We start from the raw sequence: 24,161 nt of genomic DNA, 5'->3' as shown, positions 1-24,161 counted from the left end.
CGTTTCGGCGGTTGCAGATCCACCGATAGGACGCGCCAACGCAGAACCTTGGCCCCAGAACGCAGAAAAGAAGGATCGTGCGTCCAAAGGCGAGCTCGGGCCAGGCCCCGAGACCCGGAACCAGCCCCAGGCCCGCTGCCGGTCGAGGCCCTTTCGGAGACCAGCCCCGGCGAACGCCGAGGCAGCGCAGCGGCAAGGTCAGACCCCCTGCGGCACTGCACCAGCAGGGCCACGACCCCGCAGGCACCGCACCAGCAAGGTCACGACCCCCGCAGGCAGCGCACGACCACGACCACGCCCGCGCGTAGGACGAATGAACCTCAGACCCGGCCGGAGCGGCGATCGTCCTGGCGGCGGCGCAGGGTGCGGCGGACGGCGATGAGCTTGCCGGTGTCGCGGGAGTGGGTGGCCTTCGAGCTGAGCCGGGAGCGCAGCCGGCTGGCCTGGATGGCGCGGACGGCGGCGACCTGGGTGAACCCGATCTTCGTCAGGTAGCGGTGCGGCTCGCGAGCCATCAGCGGGATCGCCGCGACGACGATCTCGCAGGCGTTCTCCTCGCCGTACGTCGCAGCGGCCGACAGCAGTGTCGCGGCGACGTTGCGCCGACGGTGACGCGGCGAGACCTGGATGTCGGTGACGATGAGGATGGGGGTGAGCGTGATCGGCGTCAGGGTGCTCAGGTCGCACACCGTCGCACCCACGATCTCGTCGTCGACGAGGGCGACGATGATGCGCTTGCCGGGCTTGGCGAGGGTCTGCTCGATCGCCGACTCCGCCTCCGTGGCGCTCGGCTCGCGGAACAGCGACTGGTAGGAGAACGCCTCCGCACCCTCCTCGTCGCTCACCGCGGCCGACTCGGCCCAGAGGGCCACGAGCTCGGCCGCGTCCTCGGGCACCGCGTCGCGCATCACAATCGGCGAGCGAGTGGCCATGACGTCCTCGGCGGGTGTCGGGCGCGACCCCGGGTGGACGGCTGTCACCATGGCCCGGTCGGGTCGTGCGATCTTCAACGAGCGAGAGGAGCCTACATGTTCGTGGGTAGCGGCACGCTCACCAACGTGGCCACCGTGCTCGTCGGGTCCGGGCTCGGCCTGCTGGTCGGCCATCGGCTGCCCGAACGGGTGCGCACGACCGTCACCTCCGCGCTCGGTCTCGTGACCCTGCTCATCGCTGCCGACGCCGCCCTCGCGGTCCGCAGCGACGCCCTCGTCGACGCGACGCCACGGGGCGCGCCGACGCTGATCGTCCTCGGCTCGCTGCTCGTGGGTGGCGTCGTCGGCTCGCTCCTGCGCCTGGAGGACCGGCTCGAGTCCTTCGGCGGGGTCCTGCAGCGTGCCCTCGCACGGGGCGACGGCGGCGACCGCGACCGCTTCGTCCAGGGCTTCGTCGTCGCCTCGCTCGTCTTCTGCGTCGGCCCCCTCACCATCCTCGGCTCGATCAACGAAGGGCTCGGACGCGGGGCGGAGCAGCTGCTCCTGAAGTCGGCGCTCGACGGCTTCGCGTCACTCGCCTTCGCCGCCGCGCTGGGCGTCGGGGTGATGGCCTCCGCGCTGGCCGTGCTGGTCGTGCAGGGGTCGCTGACGCTCGTCGGGCTGGCACTCGGCGAGGCGCTGCCGGCCGCCCACCTCGACGCGCTGGGCGCCACGGGCGGACTCGTCCTCGTGGGCGTGGCGCTGCGCCTGCTCGACCTGAAGGCCCTGCCGGTCGCCGACCTCCTGCCGGCGCTCCTCGTGGCGCCGCTGCTGACCCAGCTCGCCGTCTCCCTGGCCTGAGCGGACTTCACAGAACTGTTACCTGTGGACTTCCGCGAAGGGGCCACCTCGGACCCCGGCGGGGATATAGTCCCCGGGACGACGGCGCCACAAGCGCTGCCCGAACTCCAGGAGTCCTGCGTGCGACTGACATCCAAGGTCCTCGTGTCGGCGTTCCTGGCGTGTCTGGTCGTCCTGGTGCCACTCGGCGCCTCGGCCACCAGCACGCCCACGCCCAGCGCGAGCCCGACGGCGCCCACGGCGCCGGCCACCCCGCCGGACGGCGCCTACATCGGCGTCACGCTGCAGAACAGCGGTGACGACAAGGCCCCGATCCCCGGAGCGACGCTGAGCGTCGCCTCCTCCTCCGGCACCGAGGTCGGCGAGGCGGTGACCGACCCGAACGGACGCGCCTTCATCGCCATCCCGGAGCGGGGCAGCTACGTCGTCACCCTCGACACCGACACGCTGCCGTCGGGGATCCAGTTCGCCGGCAGCAACAAGCGCACGGTCGACGCGCTCCTGGACGGCGGCAACTTCGCCCAGTTCCAGATCGGCGTCGTCGAGCAGGCCGGACCCTCGCTCGGCGAGCGCTTCGCGGGCGCCATGGTCAACGGCGTGAAGTTCGGCCTCATCATCGCGCTCGCCGCCCTCGGCCTGTCGCTGATCTTCGGCACCACGAAGCTCACCAACTTCGCGCACGGCGAGATCATCACGTTCGGCGCGATCGCCACCTACGTCGCCAACCGCGCCTTCGGGCTGCCGGTCATCCTCGCGATCGTCGTGGCGGTCCTCGCCTCGGCGGCGTTCGGCTGGCTCCAGGACAAGTTCCTGTGGAAGCCGCTGCGCAGCAAGGGCATCGGCATCATCGCGATGATGATCGTCTCGATCGGCTTCGGTCTGCTGCTGCGCAACGTCTTCCAGTACACCTTCGGCGGCTCGCGCGAGTCGCTCTCGCAGTACGTCAACCAGACGCGCAAGTCCTACGGCCCGTTCGCGCTGGCCGACAAGGAGATCGCGATCATCCTCGTCTCGATCGTCGTGCTGACGGTCACCTGCGTGGTCCTCATGAAGACCCGCCTCGGCAAGTCGATGCGCGCCGTCGCCGACAACCCCGCGTTGTCGGCGTCGTCCGGCCTGCGCGTCGACGGCGTCGTGCGGTCCGTCTGGGTCCTCGGGTGCGCCCTGACCGGTCTGGCCGGCGGCCTGCTGGCGGTCAACAGCCAGGTCAACTTCCTCATGGGCTTCAAGCTGCTGCTGCTCGTGTTCGCGGCCGTGACCCTCGGGGGCCTCGGCACCATCTGGGGCGCGCTGGTCGGGTCGATGATCATCGGCATCATGGTGGAGGTCGGCACGCTGCAGATCGGCATCTGGCCCGGCGTCCCGTCGTCCATCAAGGAGGTCGGCGCCCTCGTGGTGCTCATCCTCATCCTGCTGATCAGGCCCCAGGGCATCCTGGGCCGCGCCGAGCGGATCGGCTGAAAGGGACTCCCATGGACTTCGGAACCATCCTCAACGCCGCTCTGTCGCAGGCGCTCGGACCGCAGGCGATCGTCTTCGCCCTCGCGGCCATCGGCCTCAACATCCACTTCGGCTACACCGGCCTGCTGAACTTCGGCCAGGCCGGCTTCATGGCGGTCGGCGCCTACGGCCTCGCCGTCACCGTCGTCACCTACGACCAGTCGTTCTGGCTCGGCGTCGTCGTCGCGCTCCTCGCCCCCGTGGTGCTGGCGCTCGTCCTCGGTGTGCCGACGCTGCGCCTGCGCGCGGACTACCTGGCCATCGCCACCATCGCGACGGCGGAGATCCTGCGTCTGGTGTTCGGTGCCGTGGAGACCAAGGACGTCTTCGGCGGCTCGAACGGCCTCACCGGCTTCGCCAAGACGTTCCAGGACCTCAACCCCTACTCCGGCGGCGTCGACCTCGGCGTCGTCCGGTTCCGCCAGGACGACCTGTGGTCGCTGACGGTCGGCTGGATCCTGGTCGCGCTCGGCTGCCTCTTCGTCTGGCTGCTCATGCGCAGCCCGTGGGGACGCGTGCTGCGCTCGATCCGCGAGGACGAGGACGCCGTCCGCTCGCTGGGCAAGAACGTGTTCGCCTACAAGATGCAGGCGCTCGTGCTGGGTGGTGTCTTCGGTGGTCTCGCCGGCCTCTTCCTCGCGCTGAAGCAGGCGTCGGTCGTGCCGAGCGACTACTCCACGAACGTGACGTTCTTCGCCTACACCGCCCTGCTCATCGGCGGCGCGGCCCGCGTGCTCGGTCCCGTCATCGGCGCCATGATCTTCTGGCTCCTCATGGGCGGCATCGGCTCGTTCTTCAGCCAGGCCACGTCCGGCTCGAACCCGCTCATCCCCGACTGGGCGATGAGCGACATCCAGGCCAGCCTCGTCCGACTCATCCTCGTCGGCCTGGGCCTCATGCTCCTGATGATCTACCGACCGCAGGGGATCTTCGGCGACCGGAAGGAGCTGGCGATCGATGCCCGCTGACACCACCCCCACCACCGACCCGCTGGCCGGGGTCGCGAACACGCCCGGTGTGACGAAGCCCGACGCGATCCTCGTCGGCTCCTCCATCACGCGGCAGTTCGGCGGCCTGAAGGCCGTCGACGTCGAGCACGTCGAGATCCAGCGTGGCGTCATCACGGCGCTGATCGGCCCGAACGGTGCCGGCAAGACGACGCTGTTCAACCTGCTCACCGGCTTCGACGCACCAGACACCGGCGAGTGGTCGTTCAACGGCCAGTCGCTGCAGAAGGTGCCGGCCTACAAGGTCGCCCGTCGTGGCATGGTGCGCACGTTCCAGCTGACGAAGGTGCTCTCGCGCCTCACCGTCATCGAGAACATGCGGCTCGGGGCCACCGGCCAGCGCGGCGAGCGCTTCTGGTCCGCCCCCTTCCGTGCCCTCTGGTCCGGCCAGGAGGACTCGATCACGACACGCGCCGACGAGCTGCTCGCCCGGTTCAAGCTCGACGCCAAGCGCGAGGACTTCGCCGGCTCCCTCTCGGGCGGCCAGCGCAAGCTGCTGGAGATGGCCCGCTCGCTCATGGTCGACCCCGAGCTGATCATGCTCGACGAGCCCATGGCCGGCGTGAACCCGGCACTCAAGCAGTCGCTGCTCGGCCACGTGAAGTCGCTGCGCGACGAGGGCCGCACGGTGCTGTTCGTCGAGCACGACATGGACATGGTGCGCGACATCTCCGACTGGGTCATCGTCATGGCGCAGGGCAAGATCGTCGCCGAGGGCACCCCCGACCAGGTGATGTCCGACCAGGCCGTCATCGACGCCTACCTGGGCGCGCACCACGACACCGACATCACCGAGCTGGACGAGACCGAGCTCGAGCAGGCCACCGAGGCCGAGCTCGATCAGGAGGCCTGACATGGCAGAGATCCACGAGCCCGGCCAGGACGCCGGACGCGAGGCCGCACGCGACGCGAACTTCGCCGAGGAGCGCGCGAAGCACCAGAAGGGAGCCGACGGGGCCATCCTGCGCGCCGACGGCCTCATCGCCGGCTACCTGCCCGGCGTGAACATCCTCAACAGCGCCGACCTGTACTGCCAGCCCGGCGAGCTCGTCGGCATCATCGGCCCGAACGGCGCCGGCAAGTCGACGCTCCTGAAGTCGCTGTTCGGCCTGGTGACGATCCACGAGGGCAGCGTGACGCTGAAGGGTGAGGAGATCACCAACCAGCGCGCGGACCAGCTGGTCACCAAGGGCATCGGGTTCGTCCCCCAGACGAACAACGTGTTCCCGAGCCTGACGATCGAGGAGAACCTCGAGATGGGCTGCTACCAGGCGCCGAAGACGTTCACGGAGCGCTTCGCGTTCGTCACCGACCTGTTCCCGCGTCTCGGCGAGCGCCGCAAGCAGCGGGCCGGCTCACTGTCCGGTGGTGAGCGCCAGATGGTCGCCATGGGTCGCGCCCTGATGATGGACCCGCAGGTGCTGCTGCTCGACGAGCCCTCCGCCGGCCTCTCCCCCGTCCTGCAGGACGAGGTGTTCGTGCAGACGCGCAACATCAACAAGGCCGGCGTCTCGGTCATCATGGTCGAGCAGAACGCCAAGCGCTGCCTGCAGATCTGCGACCGCGGCTACGTCCTCGACCAGGGCCGCTCCGCCTACTCGGGCACCGGCCGCTCCCTCGGCAACGACCCGAAGGTCATCGAGCTCTACCTCGGCACGCTGGGCAAGAAGGCGAGCTGACCGCTCCCCCCGGCTCGACCCCGAAGGCCCCCGACGCGCGCGTCGGGGGCCCTCGTGCGTCTGGAGGCGAGATTCCCAGGTCGACCTGGGAATCTCCCGGGAGGCACGGTTTCCTCCGGGCTGCCCGGTTTTCTCCCACGAGGCACGGTTCTCTCAGCCACGCACGGAGAGCTTTCCGTGCCTGGCTGAGGAAACCGTGCCTGGCGACTGCCCCGCGCCGCCTGGGAGGCAGCCGACTGTCCTGCGTCGATGAGATTCCCAGCTCGACCTGGGAATCTCCCGCGGAGCACGGTTCTCTCCCCGTTGCCCGGTTTCCTCCCGCGAGGCACGGTTCTCTCAGCTAGGCACGGAGAGCTTTCCGTGCGTGGCTGAGGAAATCGTGCCCGGTGCCCACGCTGCGCCGCCTGGAAGCCGTCCGAGCGTCGCGCGTCGCGCGTCGCGGAGATTCCCAGGTCGACCTGGGAATCTCTCACTCACCCTCGGTGTCATCCGCAGGTGAGTGGAAGAAGACCGTGGTGGGTTGCTGGTCCCCCTCAGGTCATGGGAATCAGCAAACCACCAGACGCGACGAGGCCCCCGGGTGGAACCCGGGGGCCTCGTGCGGGACGTGCTCGACGTCAGTGGCTCAGATCGTGCCGCTGATGTAGTCGACCGCCTTGTAGGTGTTGTCGGCGCCGTACTCGTAGATGCCGATGGAGGCGGCCGTCGGGCTGCCCGTCTCACCCAGCTCGATCGGACCGGAGACACCGTCGTAGTCGATGTCCTTGCCGTCCTTCAGGAGCGCGGCGCAGTCCTTGAACGTCGTGCACTTCTCGCCGCCCTCGGTGATGCCCGGGATCTCCTTGGCGATCTTGTCGCCCGCGTCGCTGTCGGCCTTGATGGCCGCGAGCGCCGACACGACGACCGCGTCGTAGGACTCGGCCGCGTAGGAGTAGTCCTTCAGCTTCGGGTCGACCTCGAGGAGGCGCTTCTTGAAGTCACCGGACGTCTCGGCGCCGGGGATGGTGCCCTTCGTGCCCTCGAGCGTGCCCTCGGGCAGCTTGCCGCTGTAGTCGGCCGTGTTGCCGTCGACGAAGTACGTCGGGACCTTCTGCGGGCCGACGTCGGCCTGCACCAGCTGCGGGATGATCGTCGTGGTCTCCTCGAAGGCGACGAGCACGATCGCGTCCGGCTTGCTGTCGGCGATCTCCTGGACCTGCGAGTCGTAGGACTGCGCGTTCTCGCCGTAGAAGACCGTCGCGGCGACCTTGGAGCCGGCGTTCTCGAGGCCCTTCTTGATCTCCGAGGCCAGCGTCTCGCCGTAGGCGTCCTGACGGGCCAGGATCGCGACGTTCTGGCGACCGTCCTGGACGAGCAGGTTCGACATCACGGCACCCTGGAGGATGTCCGAGGGCGCGGTGCGGAAGTACAGGTCGGGCTTCGCGTAGTCGCCCTTGTCGAAGTCGGTCGACGTGTTGGCGGGCGAGAACATCACGGTGCCGGCCGACATGATCTTGTCGATGACCGTCATCGAGACGCCCGAGGACGCGGCACCGACGATGACGTCGGAACCGGCGTCGAGCAGCTTGTCGGTCTCGGCCGGGGCGATGCCCGAGTCGGTGTCGCCCGAGTCGCCCTTGACGCCCTTGACGTCCTTGCCCAGCACGCCGCCGTCGGCGTTGACGTCCTTGATCGCGAGGTCGACGCCCGCGAACTCCGGCGGGCCGAGGAACGCGAGGCTGCCGGTCTGCGGGAGCAGGGTACCGATCGTCAGCGTGCCGTCGGCCTTGGAGGCCGAGGCCTTGTCGCCGCTGTCGCTGCTCTCGTCGTCGCTGCCGCTGCCTCCACCACAGGCGGCGAGCACGAGCGCGCCGGCCGCGGCGACCGCGGCGAGCCGCATGGTCCTGGTACTGCGCTTCATTGATCCTCCGGGAACTCTGGTCCGACCCCCGACGGGTCGAGCCGTAGGACGAAACTAGTCGCCGAGGGGGTCGCGCAGGTCGGGCTCGTGTGAAAGTCCTGTTTCGTAGTCAACTTGTAATACGGATCGCTCACTCGGGTGAGGGATCGGCACCCGGCACACCGTGCTCCACGACCCGTTCGGCGACCGTGCGCATGGGCATGCGCAGGTCCATGGCCGTCCGCTGGATCCACCCGAACGCCTCCGGCTCGCTGAGCCCGAGGGCAGCCTGCAGCTGCGCCTTGGCGCGCTCGACGACCTTGCGGGTGGCGAGCTGGTCGGTGAGGTCCTCGACCTCCGCCTCCAGTGCCGCGAGCTCAGCGAACCGGCTGCGGGCCATCTCGATGGCGGGGACGAGGTCGGAGGCCGTGAACGGCTTGACCAGGTAGGCCATCGCCCCGGACTCGCGGGCACGGTCGACGAGGTCGCGCTGGCTGAACGCAGTCAGCATGACGACGGGCGCGATCCGCTCCCCCGCGATGCGACGTGCCGCCGCGATGCCGTCGAGCCGCGGCATCTTGACGTCCATGACGACCAGGTCGGGCCGCAGGGCCGTGGCGAGCTCGACGGCCTCGACACCGTCCGCAGCCTGCCCGACGACGTCGTAGCCCTCCTCGGCGAGCATCTCGGCGAGGTCGAGCCGGATGAGTGCCTCGTCCTCGGCGATGACGACACGGGGACGGTCGACGGGCTCACCGGTCACAGGGGTCTCGTCGGTGCGGGGCGTCTCGGTCGGTCGGCTGGTCACGTGAGAAGGTTAGCGGGCACGCGCGGCGCGCCGACTTGGCGGAATGGTAGACGCGACGGTCTCAAAAACCGTTGTCCGAGAGGGCGTGCGGGTTCGAGTCCCGCAGTCGGCACCAGCGCGCCCGCGGACCGTCAGTCCGACCCGCGCCCCGTCTGCTCCTGGAGCCGCTCGATGTGCTCGGAGGCCTCCGCCTTCGTGAGGTCGGCCGAGAGCGTCTCGCCGGCGTCGCGGGCGAGCGTGTCGAGGTACGAGCGCTGCGCGCCGGTCATCGGCTCGTCGCCGGTGACCCAGTCCTGCGGGTCCTTCTCGGTGGTGCCGCCGGCGTCCGCACCGATGACGTCGGACCCGGGCGCGGCGTCCGCCGTGGACTCGGAGGACGTGTTCGACGACGTGTTCGATTCAGTCATGTCCCCACCGTACGTCGCCCCGCCGACACCCGCGCGTCGAGCGTCGACGCCGGGCTCAGTTCTCCTCGGCGGGGTGCTCGTACGCGGGCACGACGCGGTTGATGGCATCGCCCATGCGGTGGATGCGCAGCGCGTTGGTGGAGCCGGGGATGCCGGGCGGGGCGCCGGCGACGATGACGACCTCGTCGCCGTGCGAGCACCGCGCGACCTCGAGCAGCCGCTTGTCGACCTGCAGCACCATCTCGTCGGTGTGCTTGACCTCGGGCACGAGGAACGTCTCGACGCCCCAGGTGAGCGCGAGCTGGTTGCGGGTCATGGGGTCGGGCGTGAACGCGATGACCGGGATGTGCGAGCGGTAGCGCGACATGCGGCGGGCGGACCCACCGATCGTCGTGAACGCGACGACGTAGCGCGCGTCGATGGCCTCGGCCACCTGCGAGGCACCACGGCAGATGATGCCGGTGCGGGTCTTCGCCTGCCAGGTGTAGGCGGCCATGCGCGGCAGGCCGTGGTCCTCGGTGGACTCGATGATGCGCGCCATCGTGCGCACCGTCTGGATCGGGTACTCCCCCACGCTGGTCTCGCCGGACAGCATCACCGCGTCGGCGCCGTCGAGCACCGCGTTGGCGACGTCGGACGCCTCCGCGCGGGTCGGGCGCGGGGCCGAGATCATCGACTCCAGCATCTGGGTGGCGACGATGACCGGCTTGGCGTTGCGCCGCGCCTTCTCGACGATCAGCTTCTGCACGATCGGCACGTCCTCGAGCGGGAGCTCCACGCCGAGGTCGCCGCGCGCGACCATGAAGCCGTCGAAGGAGTCCATGATCTCGTCGAGGTTGTCGACGGCCTGCGGCTTCTCGATCTTCGCGATGACGGGACGGTGGATGTCGAGCTCGTGCATGACGCGGCGGACGTCGTCGGCGTCGCGGGCGTTGCGCACGAACGACAGCGCGACGAAGTCGACGCCCTGGCGCAGAGCGAACCGCAGGTCCTCGACGTCCTTGTCGCTCATGGCGGGGACGCTCACGGCGACACCGGGCAGGTTGATGCCCTTGTTGTTGCTGAGGCGTCCCGCGGTCTCGCAGATGGTCACGACGTCGTGCCCGGTGACCTCCAGGGCCCGCAGCCGCACGCGGCCGTCGTCGATCAGGATCTCGTCGCCGGGCGAGACGTCGCCCGGCAGCCCCGAGTAGGTGGTGGAGGCGCGCTCGGCGTCGCCGGGCACGTCGTCGGTGGTGATGGTGAACCGGTCGCCGACGGCGAGGTCGACGGGGCCGTCGGCGAAGCGGCCGAGCCGGATCTTCGGACCCTGGAGGTCGGCGAGCACGGCGATCGCCTTGCCGGTGCGCTCGGCGGCGGCACGGACGTGGCCGAGGTTGGCCTCGTGGTCGGCATGGTCGCCGTGGCTCATGTTGAGGCGGGCGACGTCCATGCCCGCCTCGGCCAGCTGGAGGATACGCTCGGCGGTCGCGACGGCCGGTCCGAGCGTGCAGACGATCTTGGCTCTACGCACTCCACGACCCTATCGACAGCGGGGGTGTACCGGCGAGTCACTTGGTGGACGCGCGCAACAAAAGACGCTGAGAGTTCACCGGGCCCGTCGACGAGGCCCCCGACGGGACGGCGAAGGGGCCGGGAGCTGCTGCTCCCGACCCCTTCGTACGGCGACCTGGGCCGCCTGCGCACCGTGTCGCTCAGACCATCAGCGGCCGGTCGTTCGGCTTGATCGGGCGCGGCAGCGGGCTGCGTCCGCCGGTCAGGTAGGCGTCGACGCCGGCGGCCGCGGAGCGTCCCTCGGCGATCGCCCAGACGATGAGCGACTGACCGCGGCCGGCGTCGCCGGCCACGAACACGCCCGGCACCGACGACATGAAGTCGCGGTCGCGGACGATGTTGCCGCGCTCGTCGAGGTCGACGCCGAGCTGCTCGACGAGGCCCTCGCGCTGGGGACCGGTGAAGCCCATCGCGAACAGCACGAGCTGCGCGGGGATCACCTTCTCCGAGCCGGGCACCTCCTCGAACCGGCCGTCCTTCATCTCGACATCGACGATGCGCAGGCCGGCGACGTTGCCGTCGTCGTCGCCGACGAACTCCTTCGTGGAGACGGCGTACTTGCGCTCGCCGCCCTCCTCGTGCGCCGACGCGACGCGGTAGACCATCGGGTAGGTCGGCCACGGCTGCGTCTCGGGCCGGTCGTCGCCGGGCTGCGGCATGATCTCCAGGCTGGTCACCGAGCGCGCGCCCTGGCGGATCGACGTGCCGAGGCAGTCGGCACCGGTGTCGCCGCCACCGATGATGACGACGTCCTTGTCGGTCGCCAGGATCTGGTCCTGCACCTCCTCGCCGACCGCGACGCGGTTGGCCTGCGGCAGGAACTCCATCGCCTGGTGGATGCCGGCGAGCTCACGCCCCGGGGCGGGGAGGTCGCGGCGCACCGTCGAGCCGATGGCGAGCACGACGGCGTCGTAGCGGTCGCGCAGCTGGCTGCCGGTGAGCGTGTCGCCCACCTGCACGCCGGTGCGGAACACGGTGCCCTCGCGCTGCATCTGCTCGACGCGACGGTCGACGTGCACCTTCTCCATCTTGAACTCCGGGATGCCGTACCGCAGCAGACCGCCGGCCTTGTCGTCGCGCTCGTACACCGCGACGGTGTGACCGGCGCGGGTCAGCTGCTGCGCGACGGCGAGACCGGCCGGACCCGAGCCGACGACGGCCACGGTCTTGCCCGTGAGGTACTCCGGCGGCTCGGGGCGCACGTTCCGCCACTCCCACGCGCGGTCGATGATCGAGACCTCGACGTTCTTGATGGTCACCGGCTCGCGGTTGATGCCGACGACGCACGCCGTCTCGCACGGGGCCGGGCAGAGCCGACCCGTGAACTCCGGGAAGTTGTTCGTCGCGTGCAGCCGGTCGATCGCCTCGATCCAGTCGTCGCGCCAGACCAGGTCGTTCCACTCCGGGATCAGGTTGCCCAGCGGGCAGCCCTGGTGGCAGAACGGGATGCCGCAGTCCATGCAGCGTCCGGCCTGCTCCGTGATGATCGGGAGCAGCGCCTTGCCCGGTCCACCGGGGTAGACCTCGTTCCAGTCGTTCACCCGCTCCTCGACGGGGCGGCGCGGGGCCACCTGGCGGGGGGTCGTGATGAAACCTCGGGGATCAGCCACGTGCGGCCACCTCCATCATGCGTGCGGTCGTGTCGTCCTCGGACAGGCCCTCGGCCTCGGCCTCGGCCTTGGCGTCGAGCACCTTGCGGTAGTTGACGGGCATGACCTCGGTGAAGCGTGCGAGCGACTGCTCCCACGCGCCGAGCAGCTGCTCGGCCACGGCGGAGCCGGTCTCCTCGTGGTGCTTGACCACGAGGGCGTGCAGCGCCTCGGCCGCCTCCGACCCCGCCTCGACGGTGTTCAGCGCGACCATCTCGGGGTTGACGAGCGAGTGGTCGAGGTCCAGGACGTAGGCCTGACCGCCGCTCATGCCGGCCGCGACGTTGCGGCCGGTCGGTCCGAGGATGACCACGGTGCCTCCGGTCATGTACTCGAGCGCGTGGTCGCCCACGCCCTCGACGACGGCCGACGCACCGGAGTTGCGCACGCAGAACCGCTCGCCGACCTTGCCGCGCAGGAAGATCTCGCCGCTGGTCGCGCCGAAGCCGATGACGTTGCCGGCCACGATCTGCGCCTCCGCCGCGAACGTCGCGTCGCGCGGGGGCCGCACGACGAGCCGTCCGCCGGAGAGACCCTTGCCGACGTAGTCGTTCCCGTCGCCCTCGAGCCGCAGCGTGATGCCGCGCGGCACGAACGCGCCGAAGGACTGGCCCGCCGACCCGAGGAAGGTCAGGTCGATGGTGTTCTCCGGCAGGCCCTCGCCGCGGTACCGCTTCGTCAGCTCGTGGCCGAGCATGGTGCCGACCGTGCGGTTGACGTTGCGGATGGGGAGCTGCGCACGCACCGGCTCGCCCCGCTCGAGCGCGTCGGCGCTGATCCGGATGAGCTCCGCGTCGAGCGCCACGTCGAGCCCGTGCTCCTGGCCGCTGGTGTTGCGCAGCGACGCACCCTCCGGCAGCTCGGGCACGTACAGGATCGGCGAGAGGTCGAGGTGCTGGGCCTTCCAGTGGTCGACGGCCTGGCGGACGTCGAGCACCTCGGCGTGGCCCACGGCCTCGTCGATCGAGCGGAAGCCCAGCTCCGCGAGGTACTCGCGCACCTCCTGGGCGAGGAACTCGAAGAAGTTCACGACGTACTCCGCCTTGCCCGAGAACTTCTCGCGCAGCTGGCGGTTCTGCGTCGCGACGCCGACCGGGCAGGTGTCGAGGTGGCAGACGCGCATCATGATGCAGCCGCTGACCACGAGGGGTGCGGTCGCGAAGCCGAACTCCTCGGCCCCGAGCAGCGCCGCCACGACGACGTCGCGGCCGGTCTTGAGCTGACCGTCGCACTGCACGACGATGCGGTCGCGCAGCCCGTTGACGAGCAGGGTCTGCTGGGTCTCGGCGAGACCGAGCTCCCACGGACCGCCGGCGTGCTTGAGCGACGTCAGCGGCGACGCACCCGTCCCGCCGTCGTGGCCGGAGATCAGCACCACGTCGGCCTTCGCCTTCGAGACGCCCGCCGCGACCGTGCCGACGCCGACCTCGGAGACCAGCTTGACGTGCACGCGGGCCGACGGGTTGGCGTTCTTCAGGTCGTGGATGAGCTGCTTGAGGTCCTCGATCGAGTAGATATCGTGGTGCGGCGGCGGCGAGATGAGGCCGACGCCCGGCGTCGAGTGACGCGTCTTGGCCACCCACGGGTACACCTTCGGTCCGGGCAGCTGGCCGCCCTCGCCGGGCTTCGCGCCCTGCGCCATCTTGATCTGGATGTCGTCGGCGTTGCTGAGGTACTCGCTGGTGACGCCGAAGCGTCCCGACGCGACCTGCTTGATCGACGAGCGACGCTCCGGGTCGTAGAGCCGCTCGGGGTCCTCGCCGCCCTCGCCGGTGTTGGACTTGCCGCCGAGGCGGTTCATCGCGATGGCGAGGGTCTCGTGCGCCTCCTGGCTGATCGAGCCGTAGCTCATCGCACCGGTGGAGAAGCGCTTGACGATCTCGCTGACCGGCTCGACCTCGTCGATCGGCACCGGCGGACGCACGCCCTCCTTGAAGGAGAACAGGCCACGCAGCGTCATCAGCCGCTCGGACTGCTCGTCGACGCGCTCGGTGTACTTCTTGAAGATGTCGTAGCGGCCCGAGCGGGTGGAGTGCTGCAGACGGAACACCGTCTCGGGGTCGAAGAGGTGCTCCGGCCCCTCGCGACGCCACTGGTACTCACCGCCCACCTCGAGGACGCGACGACGACCGACGATGCCCTGGGTGGGGTACGCGCGGGCGTGCCGCGAGGCCACCTCGTCGGCGATGACGTCGAGACCGATGCCGCCGAGCTTGCTCGACGTGCCCGTGAAGTAGGCGTCGACGACCTCGTGCGACAGTCCGACGCACTCGAAGATCTGCGCACCCGTGTAGGACGCGACCGTCGAGACGCCGATCTTGCTCATGACCTTGAGGACGCCCTTGCCGAGGCCGTAGACGACGTTGCGCACGGCCTGCTCCGGCTTGACGTCGCGCACGAAGTTCGCCTCGCGGGCGAGGTCCTCGGCCGACTCCAGCGCCAGGTACGGGTTGACGGCCGTCGCGCCGTAGCCGATGAGCAGCGCGACGTGGTGCACCTCGCGGACGTCGCCGGTCTCGACGAGCAGACCGGCCTGCGAGCGCAGCTTCTCGCGCACCATGTGGTGGTGCACGGCGGCCGTGAGCAGCAGCGACGGGATCGGCGCGCGCTCGGAGTCGGAGTGCCGGTCCGAGAGCACGATGATGCGGGCGCCGTCGGCGACCGCGCGCGAGACGTCGGCGCAGATCTCGTCGAGCTTGGCCTTGAGCGCCGCGCCGCCGCCGTTGACGTCGTAGAGGCCGCGGACCACGTGCACGCTGAACCCCGGCATGTCGCCGTCCTTGTTCATGTGCCGGATCTTCGCGAGCTCGTCGTTGTCGATCACCGGGAACGGCAGCTGCAGCATGCGGCACGAGGCCGGGCTCGGCTCGAGCAGGTTCGCCTCGGGACCCATCGTGCCCGCGAGGGACGTGACGACCTCCTCGCGGATGGCGTCGAGCGGCGGGTTGGTGACCTGCGCGAACAGCTGGCTGAAGTAGTCGAACAGCATGCGCGGACGCTCGGAGATGGCGGCGATGGGCGTGTCGGTGCCCATCGAGCCGATCGCCTCGGCGCCGGTGCGGGCCAGCGGGGCGAGCAGGATCCGCAGGTCCTCCTCGCTGTAGCCGAAGACCTGCTGGCGACGCGTCACGGACGCGTGCGTGTGGATGATGTGCTCCAGGTCGGGCAGGTCCTCGAAGCGGACGAGACCGGAGTAGAGCCACTCGTCGTAGGGGTGCTCGTTCGCGAGCCGGGACTTGATCTCCTCGTCCTCGACGACGCGGTGCTCGTCGAGGTCGAGCAGGAACATCCGGCCCGGCTCGAGACGGCCCTTGCGGGTGATGGTGGCGGGGTCGAGGTCGAGCACGCCGGCCTCGGACGCGAGCACCACGAGACCGTCGTCGGTGATCCAGAAGCGGCCCGGGCGCAGGCCGTTGCGGTCGAGGACCGCGCCGATCTGCGTGCCGTCGGTGAAGCACACGCAGGCGGGCCCGTCCCAGGGCTCCATGATCGAGGAGTGGAACTCGTAGAACGCCCGGCGTGCGGGGTCCATGACGTCGTTGTTCTCCCACGCCTCGGGGATCATCATCATCACGGCGTGCGGCAGCTCGCGACCGCCGAGGTGCAGCAGCTCGAGCACCTCGTCGAGCGAGGCGGTGTCGCTGCCCTCGGGGTCGCAGATGGGGTACAGACGCGAGAGGTCGCCGGGGATCAGCTCGCTCTCGAGGGTCGCCTCGCGGGCGCGCATCCAGTTGCGGTTGCCGCGCGCGGTGTTGATCTCGCCGTTGTGCGCGACGAACCGGAAGGGGTGCGCGAGCGGCCAGCTCGGGAACGTGTTGGTCGAGAAGCGGCTGTGCACGATGGCCAGGGCCGACTCCATGCGCTCGTCGAGCAGGTCGGGGAAGAACGCGTCGAGCTGCTCGGTCGTGAGCATGCCCTTGTAGACGAGGGTCCGCGCCGACAGCGACGGGAAGTACACGCCCGTCTCGTGCTCCGCGCGCTTGCGCAGGCAGAACGCGAGCCGGTCGAGCTCGAGGCCCGAGCGGGGCTGGCCGGCCGACTCGACGTAGAGCAGCTCGAACGACGGCATCGCACCGCGCGCCATGGAGCCGAGGATGTCGGGCTGGACGGGCACCGGGCGCCAGCCGAGGACGGTCAGCGACTCCTCGGCGGCGATCGCCTCGACGCGCTGCTTGGCCTCGGCCGCCGCGTCGGGCTCGGCCGGCAGGAACGCCAGGCCGACCGCGTAGCTGCCGGTCTCGGGCAGGTCGAAGCCCTGCTCCTGCGCCACGCCGCGGACGAACCGGTCGGGGACCTGCAGCAGGATGCCGGCGCCGTCGCCGGTGTTCTCCTCGGCACCGACGGCGCCGCGGTGGTCGAGGTTGCGCAGCGCGGTGAGACCGTGCTGGACGATCTCGTTGCTCGGCACGCCCGACAGGGTCGCGACGAACGCCACGCCACAGGCGTCGCGCTCGTGCATCGGGTCGTAGAGGCCCTGCGCGGCCGGGAGGGCCGAGAACTTCGGGCCGGAGGTCCGCTGCAGCTCAGGAGGGGTGGATGCGCTCACCGAGAGTCCCTTCTCGCGTCATCATGATGGGTGCTGGACCACCGTGGAGGTGGTCCGACCCTGGGACGACGTTGGCCCAGGACAGCGTCCCCACTGTACAGGCTCGGCCGCCGTGCGACGAGGAAGGCGACCCTGTGCAGCGGGCGTGCGTGCCGCGGGGTCAGCCGACGCCGGTGCCGACCGCGTGGCCGATGAGGTAGGTGACGCCGGCCGCCGCACCGCCGAGCACGAGCTGACGCAGACCGCCGTACCACCAGGGCCTGCTGGTGACGCGTGTGACGACGGCACCGCACGCGAACAGCGCCAGCAGCGACAGCACGATCGTCGGCGCCGACGTCGTGGCGCCGAGCACGAGCGGCAGCAGGGGCACGAGGGCGCCCGCGGTGAAGGCGAGGAACGACGACGCCGCGGCGACGACCGGCGACGGCAGGTCGTCGGGGTCGATGCCCATCTCCTCCGCGGCGTGCACGGCGACGGCGTGGTCGAGATCGCGGTGCACCTGCTGCGCGACCTCGCGGGCGGTCGCCTCGTCGATGCCCTTGGCGACGAACGCGGCGGCGAGCTCGGCCTGCTCGGCCGGCCCGTTGCGCACGATCTCGTCGCGCTCGATGGCCACCTGGGCCTGCGCGAGCTCCCGCTGGCTGGCGACGGAGGTGTACTCCCCCGCCGCCATCGAGAAGGCGCCCGCGGCGAGTCCCGCGAGGCCGGCGACGATCACGGGCGTGCGGTCGCTGCTGCCTCCGGTGACGCCCATGATGAGGGCGAAGTTCGACACCAGACCGTCCATGGCGCCGAAGACGGCCGGTCTCAGCCAGCCGCCGGTGACGTCGGGGTGCTCGTGGGTGACGGCGCCCGGGTCGGGCAGCGGCTCAGGGGTGCTCACGGCACGAACCTAGGCCGCGATCGCCGTCCTGTCACCGCAGCGCAGGCTGGGCTGCCCGACGTCCGGACGAGTCAGGAGGCGGTGGCGTCCTCGTCGGCGGGTGTGCCGTCCTGCGCGGCGCGGTCGCGACGCCGGCTCCACAGGAAGTACGCGAGGGCCGCCAGGAAGACGATGGCCGCGGTGAACACGTTCAGCCGGACGCCGAGGACGTGGTTCGCGGTGTCGATGCGCAGCTGCTCGATCCAGAACCGGCCCGCGGTGTAGAGCATGACGTACAGCGCGAACGCCCGGCCGCCCGTGAACCGCAGCCGACGGTCGAGGACGACGAGCAGGGCCGCCGCGGCGAGGTTCCACAGCAGCTCGTAGAGGAACGTGGGGTGGAACGTCGCGAACTGCTCGTACCCGGCCGGACGGTGCTGCGGCGCGATCTCGAGCGCCCACGGCAGGTCGGTGGGGCGCCCGAACAGCTCGGAGTTGAAGTAGTTGCCGATGCGTCCCACGGCCTGCGCGACGAGCAGACCGGGCGCGAGCGCGTCGGCCACGGCCAGGAAGGAGACGTCGTGACGACGGCAGGCGATGTAGGCGCCCACGGCACCGCCGGCGATGGCACCCCAGATGCCGAGCCCGCCGTTCCAGATGTACAGCGCCTCGATCGCACGCCGGCCCTCGCCGAAGTACAGCTCGGGGTCGGTGGCGACGTGGTAGATCCGCGCACCGACGATGCCGAACGGGATCGCCCAGATCGCGACGTCGCTGATGAGTCCCTCGCGTCCGCCGCGGGCCACGAAGCGTCGCTCGCCGATCCAGATCGCGAGCAGAGCGCCGACGATGATGCCGATCGCGTAGGCGCGCAGCGGGAAGGGTCCGAGGTGCCAGACACCCGTGGAGGGGCTGGGGATGTAGGTGACCAGGCCGGCGCTCGACAGGATCATCGGACGACTCCCTCGCGCAGCTCACGGGCCAGCTCACGGACCGACTCGACGCCGCTGGCGGCGTCGGGCGCGTCGAGCAGCCGGCGCACGAAGGCGGACCCGACGATGACGGCGTCGGCGTACTGGGCGATCTCGTGCGCCTGGCCGCCGTTGCTGACACCCAGACCGACGCCGACGGGCTTGTCCGTCACCTCGCGCAGCCGAGCGACGAGCTCGGGCGCCAGCGAGCTGGTCTCCTGCCGGGCGCCCGTGACGCCCATGACGGCGGTGGCGTAGATGAACCCGCTCGCGGCGTCGGCGGTCATCAACAGCCGGCGGTCGGTCGAGGAGGGCGCGACCAGGTAGGTGCGGTCGAGCCCGTGCTCGCGCGACGCCTTCTCCCACTCCTCGGCCTCGTCGGGGATGAGGTCGGGCGTGATGAGGCCCGCTCCCCCGGCCTCGGCGAGGTCGGCGGCGAAGCGGTCGACGCCGTAGCGCTCGACCGGGTTCCAGTACGTCATCACGACGGCGGGCGCGCCGGCCTCGGTCACGCGACGCACGACGTCGAACGCCTGGCTCGTGCGGAACCCGTTGGCCAGCGCCGTCTCGGCCGCCTCCTGGATGGTGGGGCCGTCCATGACCGGGTCGCTGTACGGGAGGCCGATCTCGACGAGGTCGCAGCCACCCTCGACCATGGCGGTCAGGGCGGCGACGGAGGTCTCGACGTCGGGGAAGCCGGCGGGCAGGTAGCCGACGAGCGCGGCGCGCCCCTCGGCGCGCGTGCGCTCGAAGAGCGCGTCGATGCTGCTCACTCCTCGACGCCTTCCTCGAGCACGACGGGACCGTCGATCAGGCCGAAGTACTCGGCCGCGGTGTGCACGTCCTTGTCGCCGCGGCCGGACAGGTTGACGAGGATCGTCGCGTCGGGGCCGAGCTCCTTCGCGAGCTCCACGGCGCCGGCGAGCGCGTGGGCCGACTCGATCGCCGGGATGATGCCCTCGGTCTTGCAGAGCAGGTCGAACGCGGACATCGCCTGGGCGTCGGTGGCCGGCACGTAGCGGGCGCGGCCGATGGAGGCGAGGTAGGAGTGCTCGGGCCCGACACCGGGGTAGTCGAGCCCGGCGGAGATGGAGTGCGACTCCATCGTCTGGCCGTCCTCGTCCTGCAGCAGGTAGGAGCGCGCCCCGTGCAGCACACCGACGTCGCCGGCCGTGATCGGCGACGCGTGGCGGCCCGTCTCGTAGCCGTCGCCGCCGGCCTCGACCCCGAGCAGCTGCACGTCGGCGTCGTCGATGAACGCCGTGAACAGGCCGATGGCGTTCGAGCCGCCGCCCACGCACGCGACGGCCGCGTCGGGCAGGCTGCCGGTCAGCTCGAGGACCTGGCGGCGGGCCTCGTCGCCGATGCCGCGCGTCAGGTCGCGCACCATCGTCGGGAACGGGTGCGGCCCGGCCGCGGTGCCGAACAGGTAGGAGGTGTGGTCGACGCTGGCCACCCAGTCGCGCAGCGCCTCGTTGATGGCGTCCTTGAGCGTGCGGCTGCCGGTCGTGACGGGCACGACCTCCGCGCCCAGCATCTTCATCCGGGCGACGTTGAGCGCCTGGCGCTCGGTGTCGACCTCGCCCATGTAGACGGTGCAGTCGAGGTCGAGGTAGGCACACGCGGTGGCCGAGGCGACGCCGTGCTGGCCGGCGCCGGTCTCGGCGATGGCCCGGGGCTTGCCGATGCGCTTGGCGAGCAGCGCCTGGCCGAGCACGTTGCGGATCTTGTGCGCGCCGGTGTGGTTGAGGTCCTCGCGCTTGAGCAGCACCCGTGCGCCGACCGCCTCGGAGAACCGGGTGGCGTCGTAGAGCGGGCTGGGCACGTTGGCGTACTCGCGGAACATGCGGTCGAGCTCGCCGAGGAAGGACGGGTCGGCCTGCGCGTCGGCCCAGGCCTCCGCGAGCTCGTCGAGCGGGGCGACGAGCGCCTCCGGCATGAAGCGGCCACCGAAGCGGCCGAAGTGGCCGGTGGCGTCCGGCTGGGCGTAGACGGTCATGGGTGTCTCCCTGGGGTGACGGGGTACGGAGGTGTCGGTGGGGCGGGGTCGACCGTCACCATCGCCACAGGGCTGTCAGCACCACGTCAGGGCCTCTGCTGCAGGGCGGGGTGTGCGCCGGCGGCGACGAGGTCGGCCACGCTGGCGCGCGGGTCGTCGCCGCGGACCAGCGTCTCGCCGACGAGGACGACGTGGGCCCCGGCGCGTGCGTACTCCAGCACGTCGTGCGGACCGCGCACGCCGGACTCGGCCACCCGGACGACACCGTCGGGGATGCGCGGCGCGAGCCGCTCGAAGGTGTCGCGCTTGACCTCGAGCGTCTTCAGGTCGCGGGCGTTGACGCCGATCAGCTCGGCTCCGGCGTCGAGCGCGCGGTCGACCTCGTCCTCGTCGTGGACCTCCACGAGCGGCGTCAGGCCGATCGACCGGGCCCGCTCGATGAGGCTGACGAGCGCCTCCTGGTCGAGCGCCGCGACGATGAGCAGCGCCATGTCGGCGCCGGCCGCACGGGCCTCCCAAAGCTCGTAGGAGGTGGTGATGAAGTCCTTGCGCAGCACCGGCACGTCGACCTGGGCGCGGACGGCACGCAGGTCGTCGAGGCTGCCGTCGAAGCGACGGCGCTCGGTGAGCACGCTGATGGTGGCGGCACCACCGGCGGCGTAGTCGGCCGCGAGACCTGCGGGGTCCTTGATGGCCGCGAGGGCACCCTTGCTGGGGCTCGCTCGCTTGACCTCGGCGATGACGCTCACGCCGTCGGCGCGGAAGGTCGGCATCGGGTCGAGGGCCGGCGGCTGGAGCCGCGCCTGCTCCTTGAGCTGCTCGAGGGAGCAGGTGGCCTGTCGGGCGGCGCGGTCCTCCGCGACGCCCGCGAGGATGTCGTCGAGCACCGTCATGGCCACCTCCTCGTCAGGGTTCGAGCTGCTCCCCCGAGGGTACCCGCGCAGCAGGCGGACGGCGGCCCTGGGTCCTGGGGTGCGCACGCACGACCGCCCCGGTCCGATCGTGCGGGATCGGACCGGGGCGGCGGGCGTCCGGCTCAGGCCTTCTTCTTGAAGTACGCGTTCGCGTCGGGGCGGTAGAGGAACACCACGATGGCGATGCCGATCGCGAGGCTGACGAGCGAGAGCACGAGCAGGACGGGCGGCTGGCCGCCCAGCTGCGCCAGCGACCCGAGCACGCCGATCACGATGAGGACCGTGTAGACGATGCGCGCCCAGTTGGCGCCCTTGCCGATGAAGTAGGCGAACAGCGCCGCGAGGCCGACGCCGATGATCAGGCCGAAGACGACGGCGCCGATGGCGCCGATACGGGCCGCGTCACGGTCGATCGTCGCGCCGGAGCCGGCGTTGTCGATCGCCTGGTCGATGAGGTCGTCGAGCATCGCGAAGGCGAGCACCGCGGAGAGCAGGCTCAGCGCGACGTTGGCCCAGATCAGCTTGACGGCGGTGGCGACGGACGCCGGGCGAGGGCCCTTGCCCTCGGGTCGGTACTCCGGCTCGGGACTGGCGGGGAACGGCTCCATGGATCTCTTCCTCCGGTCGGGCCGGGTGCTGCCCCGGCTCTGCCACCATCCAAGCGTGGTGCGGACGCCGGGTCCAGCCGAGCCCTGCCAGGCGTGTCGGGGCTGGTCAGGTGCGGATCGGGAACGTGCCGACGGCGAGGTCGTGGACCGTCTGCCGCGCGTCGTTGCCCAGGGGCCACAGCAGGTCGACCAGCAGGCCGACGAACGTCCACTGCAGGAACATCGCGATCATCCACCGGAAGAATCCTTCGAGAGGTCCGGTGACGGTGCCGTCACGACGCACGATGCGCACGCCGACGAGCTGCTTGCCGAGGCTCTCGCCGCGGTAGCCCACCCGCAGGCCCCGGTTCCACGCGTCGAAGGCGAGGAACGCGACGACGGCGAGCCCGGTGATCACGAAGCCGCCCGGCTCGACGTCGGTGACGGTGTCGGTGGCCTCGTCGTACCGCGAGTCCGAGAACGCGACCACGAAGCCCGCGACGAAGGGGACGCACGTGAGGACGAACGGGACGAGGAAGTCGACGAACGCCGCGGCTACGCGGATCCACCACCCGGCCGGCTCGGCCGCGACCCTCACGGGCGGGGCGGACGGCAGCGTCGGGGACGCGCCGGACGCGGTGGGTGCCACCGGGTGCGGCGCACCGGCGACGTCGCCCCCGGGCGTCTGGCCCGGGTAGGTCGGGTACTGCGGGGCGGGGGCAGCGGGCGGCGGCGTCGGAGCGTCCGACTCGGGCCGCTCGCCCCAGGCAGGCCCGTCGCTGCTCACGGTGGGGTCAGTCCGTGACGCCGCGGTGCTCGTCGACGCCGTGCGCCGTCGCACCGTGGCCGGGGGCGCGCTCGGCGCCGAAGCCCATGCGCGACATGACCAGGCCGAGCGGTCCGGCGATCACGGCGAGCGCCGCGCCGATCGTGAAGGGCACCCAGTGCGGCTCGGGGATCAGAGCGATCCCGCCGATGGTGAAGCCGGCGAGGCAGACCAGGACGGCGGTCCAGGACGCGGGCGACGATCCGTGCGACATGCAGCTCTCTCTCCTGCGAGGGGGACGACTCCGACAGCCTACCGGTGCGCGGCGGCGCCGCTGGCGCGACCTCCAGCGGAGCGCGTCGAGCCGGTGGGCGCGAGCGCGTACGAGCGCGAGCGTCCGGAGTGGCGGGCGATGAGGGCGTGCACGGCGCGCGCGTCGCGGTCGCGACCGATGCCCAGGACGCCGAGGATCGTGGCGGCCAGGATGACGATGTCCAGGCGCGCCTGGTAGCCGTTGAGGCAGGCACGGCAGTAGGCGGCCTCGAGGTCGAGGCGCTCCGCGTCGCCGAGCGCCTCACGCCCGACCAGCTGGGCCGGTCCGGTCAGCCCGGCGCGGGTCAGGAAGCGGTCGGAGACCTGCGGGAACTCCTCGCGCAGGCAGTCGATGACGTTCTGCGGCAGCGGGCGGTTGCCGACGACGCTCATGTCGCCGCGCACGACGTGCCACAGCTGCGGCAGCTCGGTGAGCGCGAAGCGCTCCACGAACCGCCCGATGCGCGTGTACAGCGGCGAGTCCGCCGGGATGTTGAGGAAGCGGGTGGTGTCGTCGACCGGGACGGTGTCGCGGTTGACGAGCTTGTCGGCGTTGCGCACCATCGTGCGGAACTTGGTGAGCAGCACGACCTCGTCGCTGCTGACCCGACGACGCGAGCGGTAGAACACCGGACGCCCCTCCGCGAGCAGGATGCCGGCCGCGACGGTGAGGACCACCGGCACCCAGACGATCGCCCCGGCGACGGTGAGGAACAGGTCGAGTGCGCGCTTCTTCCACATCAGGGGGCCACCTTCGGTTCGACGAGCTCAGCGGACGGATCGACGCGTCCGGGGCGCAGGCCCTGGACGACGAGGGAGAGGGAACGGACGGCCAGCCAGAGGCGGGCGTCGAGACCGACGACGCGACGACGGCCGAGCGGCTGCGACGCCCGCAGCGCGCGCTCGACGTGTGCCGCGACGCGGTCGAACCGCGCGTGCAGCCGGTGCC

The 24,161-nt window shown here is 70.9% G+C and carries 22 protein-coding genes and 1 tRNA gene; 6 read left to right on the top strand and 17 right to left on the bottom strand.

Annotated features, from left to right (window positions below):
* Positions 1 to 320: 320 nt before the first annotated feature.
* Positions 321 to 932: a GNAT family N-acetyltransferase gene (locus NH339_RS06630; protein ID WP_253023683.1), complete on the bottom strand. Its 612-nt coding sequence runs from the start codon at positions 930 to 932 to the stop codon at positions 321 to 323.
* A gap of 96 nt (positions 933 to 1,028) precedes the next feature.
* Between NH339_RS06630 and NH339_RS06625 the strand changes: the two genes are divergently transcribed.
* From NH339_RS06625 to NH339_RS06605, 5 genes are all read left to right on the top strand, one after another.
* Positions 1,029 to 1,772 (top strand): DUF554 domain-containing protein, encoded by a 744-nt coding sequence (locus NH339_RS06625; protein WP_253023681.1) that lies wholly within the window; start codon positions 1,029 to 1,031, stop codon positions 1,770 to 1,772.
* Between the two features lie 120 nt (positions 1,773 to 1,892).
* On the top strand, positions 1,893 to 3,233 hold the full coding sequence (locus NH339_RS06620; protein WP_144433749.1) for a branched-chain amino acid ABC transporter permease: 1,341 nt from the start codon (positions 1,893 to 1,895) through the stop codon (positions 3,231 to 3,233).
* Between the two features lie 11 nt (positions 3,234 to 3,244).
* Entirely contained in the window at positions 3,245 to 4,240 is a 996-nt protein-coding gene (locus NH339_RS06615) for a branched-chain amino acid ABC transporter permease (RefSeq protein WP_253023679.1), read from the top strand.
* Positions 4,230 to 5,132 (top strand): ABC transporter ATP-binding protein, encoded by a 903-nt coding sequence (locus tag NH339_RS06610; RefSeq protein WP_253023678.1) that lies wholly within the window; start codon positions 4,230 to 4,232, stop codon positions 5,130 to 5,132. The genes NH339_RS06615 and NH339_RS06610 overlap by 11 nt, the downstream gene beginning before the upstream one ends.
* A gap of 1 nt (position 5,133) precedes the next feature.
* On the top strand, positions 5,134 to 5,958 hold the full coding sequence (locus tag NH339_RS06605) for an ABC transporter ATP-binding protein (protein ID WP_083516390.1): 825 nt from the start codon (positions 5,134 to 5,136) through the stop codon (positions 5,956 to 5,958).
* Positions 5,959 to 6,583: 625 nt separating this feature from the next.
* Here NH339_RS06605 and NH339_RS06600 read toward each other — a convergent pair.
* The gene (locus NH339_RS06600) at positions 6,584 to 7,858 is read right to left on the bottom strand and encodes an ABC transporter substrate-binding protein (RefSeq protein WP_253023677.1); all 1,275 of its coding nucleotides are present in this window, start codon (positions 7,856 to 7,858) and stop codon (positions 6,584 to 6,586) included.
* A gap of 130 nt (positions 7,859 to 7,988) precedes the next feature.
* Complete coding sequence (locus NH339_RS06595) at positions 7,989 to 8,600, bottom strand: ANTAR domain-containing response regulator (protein WP_253023692.1); 612 nt, start codon at positions 8,598 to 8,600, stop codon at positions 7,989 to 7,991.
* Between the two features lie 74 nt (positions 8,601 to 8,674).
* On the opposite strand from NH339_RS06595, the gene NH339_RS06590 reads away from it, so the two are divergent.
* A tRNA-Leu gene (locus NH339_RS06590) sits at positions 8,675 to 8,760 on the top strand.
* Between the two features lie 16 nt (positions 8,761 to 8,776).
* Here NH339_RS06590 and NH339_RS06585 read toward each other — a convergent pair.
* The 14 genes from NH339_RS06585 to NH339_RS06520 all read right to left on the bottom strand — a co-directional run.
* On the bottom strand, positions 8,777 to 9,052 hold the full coding sequence (locus NH339_RS06585; RefSeq protein ID WP_253023676.1) for a DUF3072 domain-containing protein: 276 nt from the start codon (positions 9,050 to 9,052) through the stop codon (positions 8,777 to 8,779).
* 55 nt (positions 9,053 to 9,107) lie between these two features.
* Complete coding sequence (pyk, locus tag NH339_RS06580; RefSeq protein WP_253023675.1) at positions 9,108 to 10,565, bottom strand: pyruvate kinase; 1,458 nt, start codon at positions 10,563 to 10,565, stop codon at positions 9,108 to 9,110.
* Positions 10,566 to 10,746: 181 nt separating this feature from the next.
* On the bottom strand, positions 10,747 to 12,216 hold the full coding sequence (locus NH339_RS06575) for a glutamate synthase subunit beta (protein WP_253023674.1): 1,470 nt from the start codon (positions 12,214 to 12,216) through the stop codon (positions 10,747 to 10,749).
* Positions 12,209 to 16,777 carry a glutamate synthase large subunit gene (gltB, locus tag NH339_RS06570; RefSeq protein WP_256475073.1) on the bottom strand — a complete coding sequence of 1,523 codons (4,569 nt, stop codon included), beginning with the start codon at positions 16,775 to 16,777 and terminating at the stop codon, positions 12,209 to 12,211. The genes NH339_RS06575 and gltB overlap by 8 nt, the downstream gene beginning before the upstream one ends.
* 184 nt (positions 16,778 to 16,961) lie before the next feature.
* Entirely contained in the window at positions 16,962 to 17,684 is a 723-nt protein-coding gene (locus tag NH339_RS06565; RefSeq protein ID WP_253023673.1) for a VIT1/CCC1 transporter family protein, read from the bottom strand.
* Positions 17,685 to 17,755: 71 nt separating this feature from the next.
* Positions 17,756 to 18,616 carry a prolipoprotein diacylglyceryl transferase gene (gene lgt, locus NH339_RS06560; RefSeq protein WP_253023672.1) on the bottom strand — a complete coding sequence of 287 codons (861 nt, stop codon included), beginning with the start codon at positions 18,614 to 18,616 and terminating at the stop codon, positions 17,756 to 17,758.
* Positions 18,613 to 19,407, bottom strand: coding sequence for a tryptophan synthase subunit alpha (trpA, locus tag NH339_RS06555; RefSeq protein ID WP_253023671.1), 795 nt, complete (start codon positions 19,405 to 19,407; stop codon positions 18,613 to 18,615). The genes lgt and trpA overlap by 4 nt, the downstream gene beginning before the upstream one ends.
* The gene (gene trpB, locus NH339_RS06550; RefSeq protein WP_253023670.1) at positions 19,404 to 20,633 is read right to left on the bottom strand and encodes a tryptophan synthase subunit beta; all 1,230 of its coding nucleotides are present in this window, start codon (positions 20,631 to 20,633) and stop codon (positions 19,404 to 19,406) included. Before trpB ends, trpA begins: the two co-directional genes overlap by 4 nt.
* An 86-nt stretch (positions 20,634 to 20,719) precedes the next feature.
* Positions 20,720 to 21,526 carry an indole-3-glycerol phosphate synthase TrpC gene (gene trpC / locus NH339_RS06545; protein WP_253023669.1) on the bottom strand — a complete coding sequence of 269 codons (807 nt, stop codon included), beginning with the start codon at positions 21,524 to 21,526 and terminating at the stop codon, positions 20,720 to 20,722.
* A gap of 143 nt (positions 21,527 to 21,669) precedes the next feature.
* Positions 21,670 to 22,155 carry a hypothetical protein gene (locus tag NH339_RS06540; RefSeq protein WP_253023668.1) on the bottom strand — a complete coding sequence of 162 codons (486 nt, stop codon included), beginning with the start codon at positions 22,153 to 22,155 and terminating at the stop codon, positions 21,670 to 21,672.
* A 106-nt stretch (positions 22,156 to 22,261) separates the two neighbouring features.
* A complete protein-coding gene (locus NH339_RS06535; protein WP_253023667.1) occupies positions 22,262 to 22,921 on the bottom strand; it encodes an RDD family protein in 660 nt (219 codons plus the stop codon).
* A gap of 7 nt (positions 22,922 to 22,928) precedes the next feature.
* Positions 22,929 to 23,174, bottom strand: coding sequence for an HGxxPAAW family protein (locus tag NH339_RS06530; protein ID WP_067858174.1), 246 nt, complete (start codon positions 23,172 to 23,174; stop codon positions 22,929 to 22,931).
* A 38-nt stretch (positions 23,175 to 23,212) separates the two neighbouring features.
* The gene (locus tag NH339_RS06525) at positions 23,213 to 23,953 is read right to left on the bottom strand and encodes a sugar transferase (RefSeq protein ID WP_253023666.1); all 741 of its coding nucleotides are present in this window, start codon (positions 23,951 to 23,953) and stop codon (positions 23,213 to 23,215) included.
* On the bottom strand, positions 23,953 to 24,161 hold a 209-nt coding region (locus NH339_RS06520; RefSeq protein WP_253023665.1), incomplete at its 5' end, for a hypothetical protein. The genes NH339_RS06525 and NH339_RS06520, both read right to left, overlap by 1 nt.

This window comes from Aeromicrobium sp. CnD17-E (assembly GCF_024124745.1).
Lineage (GTDB): Bacteria > Actinomycetota > Actinomycetes > Propionibacteriales > Nocardioidaceae > Aeromicrobium.
This window is presented reverse-complemented; position numbering and strand designations above follow the sequence as displayed.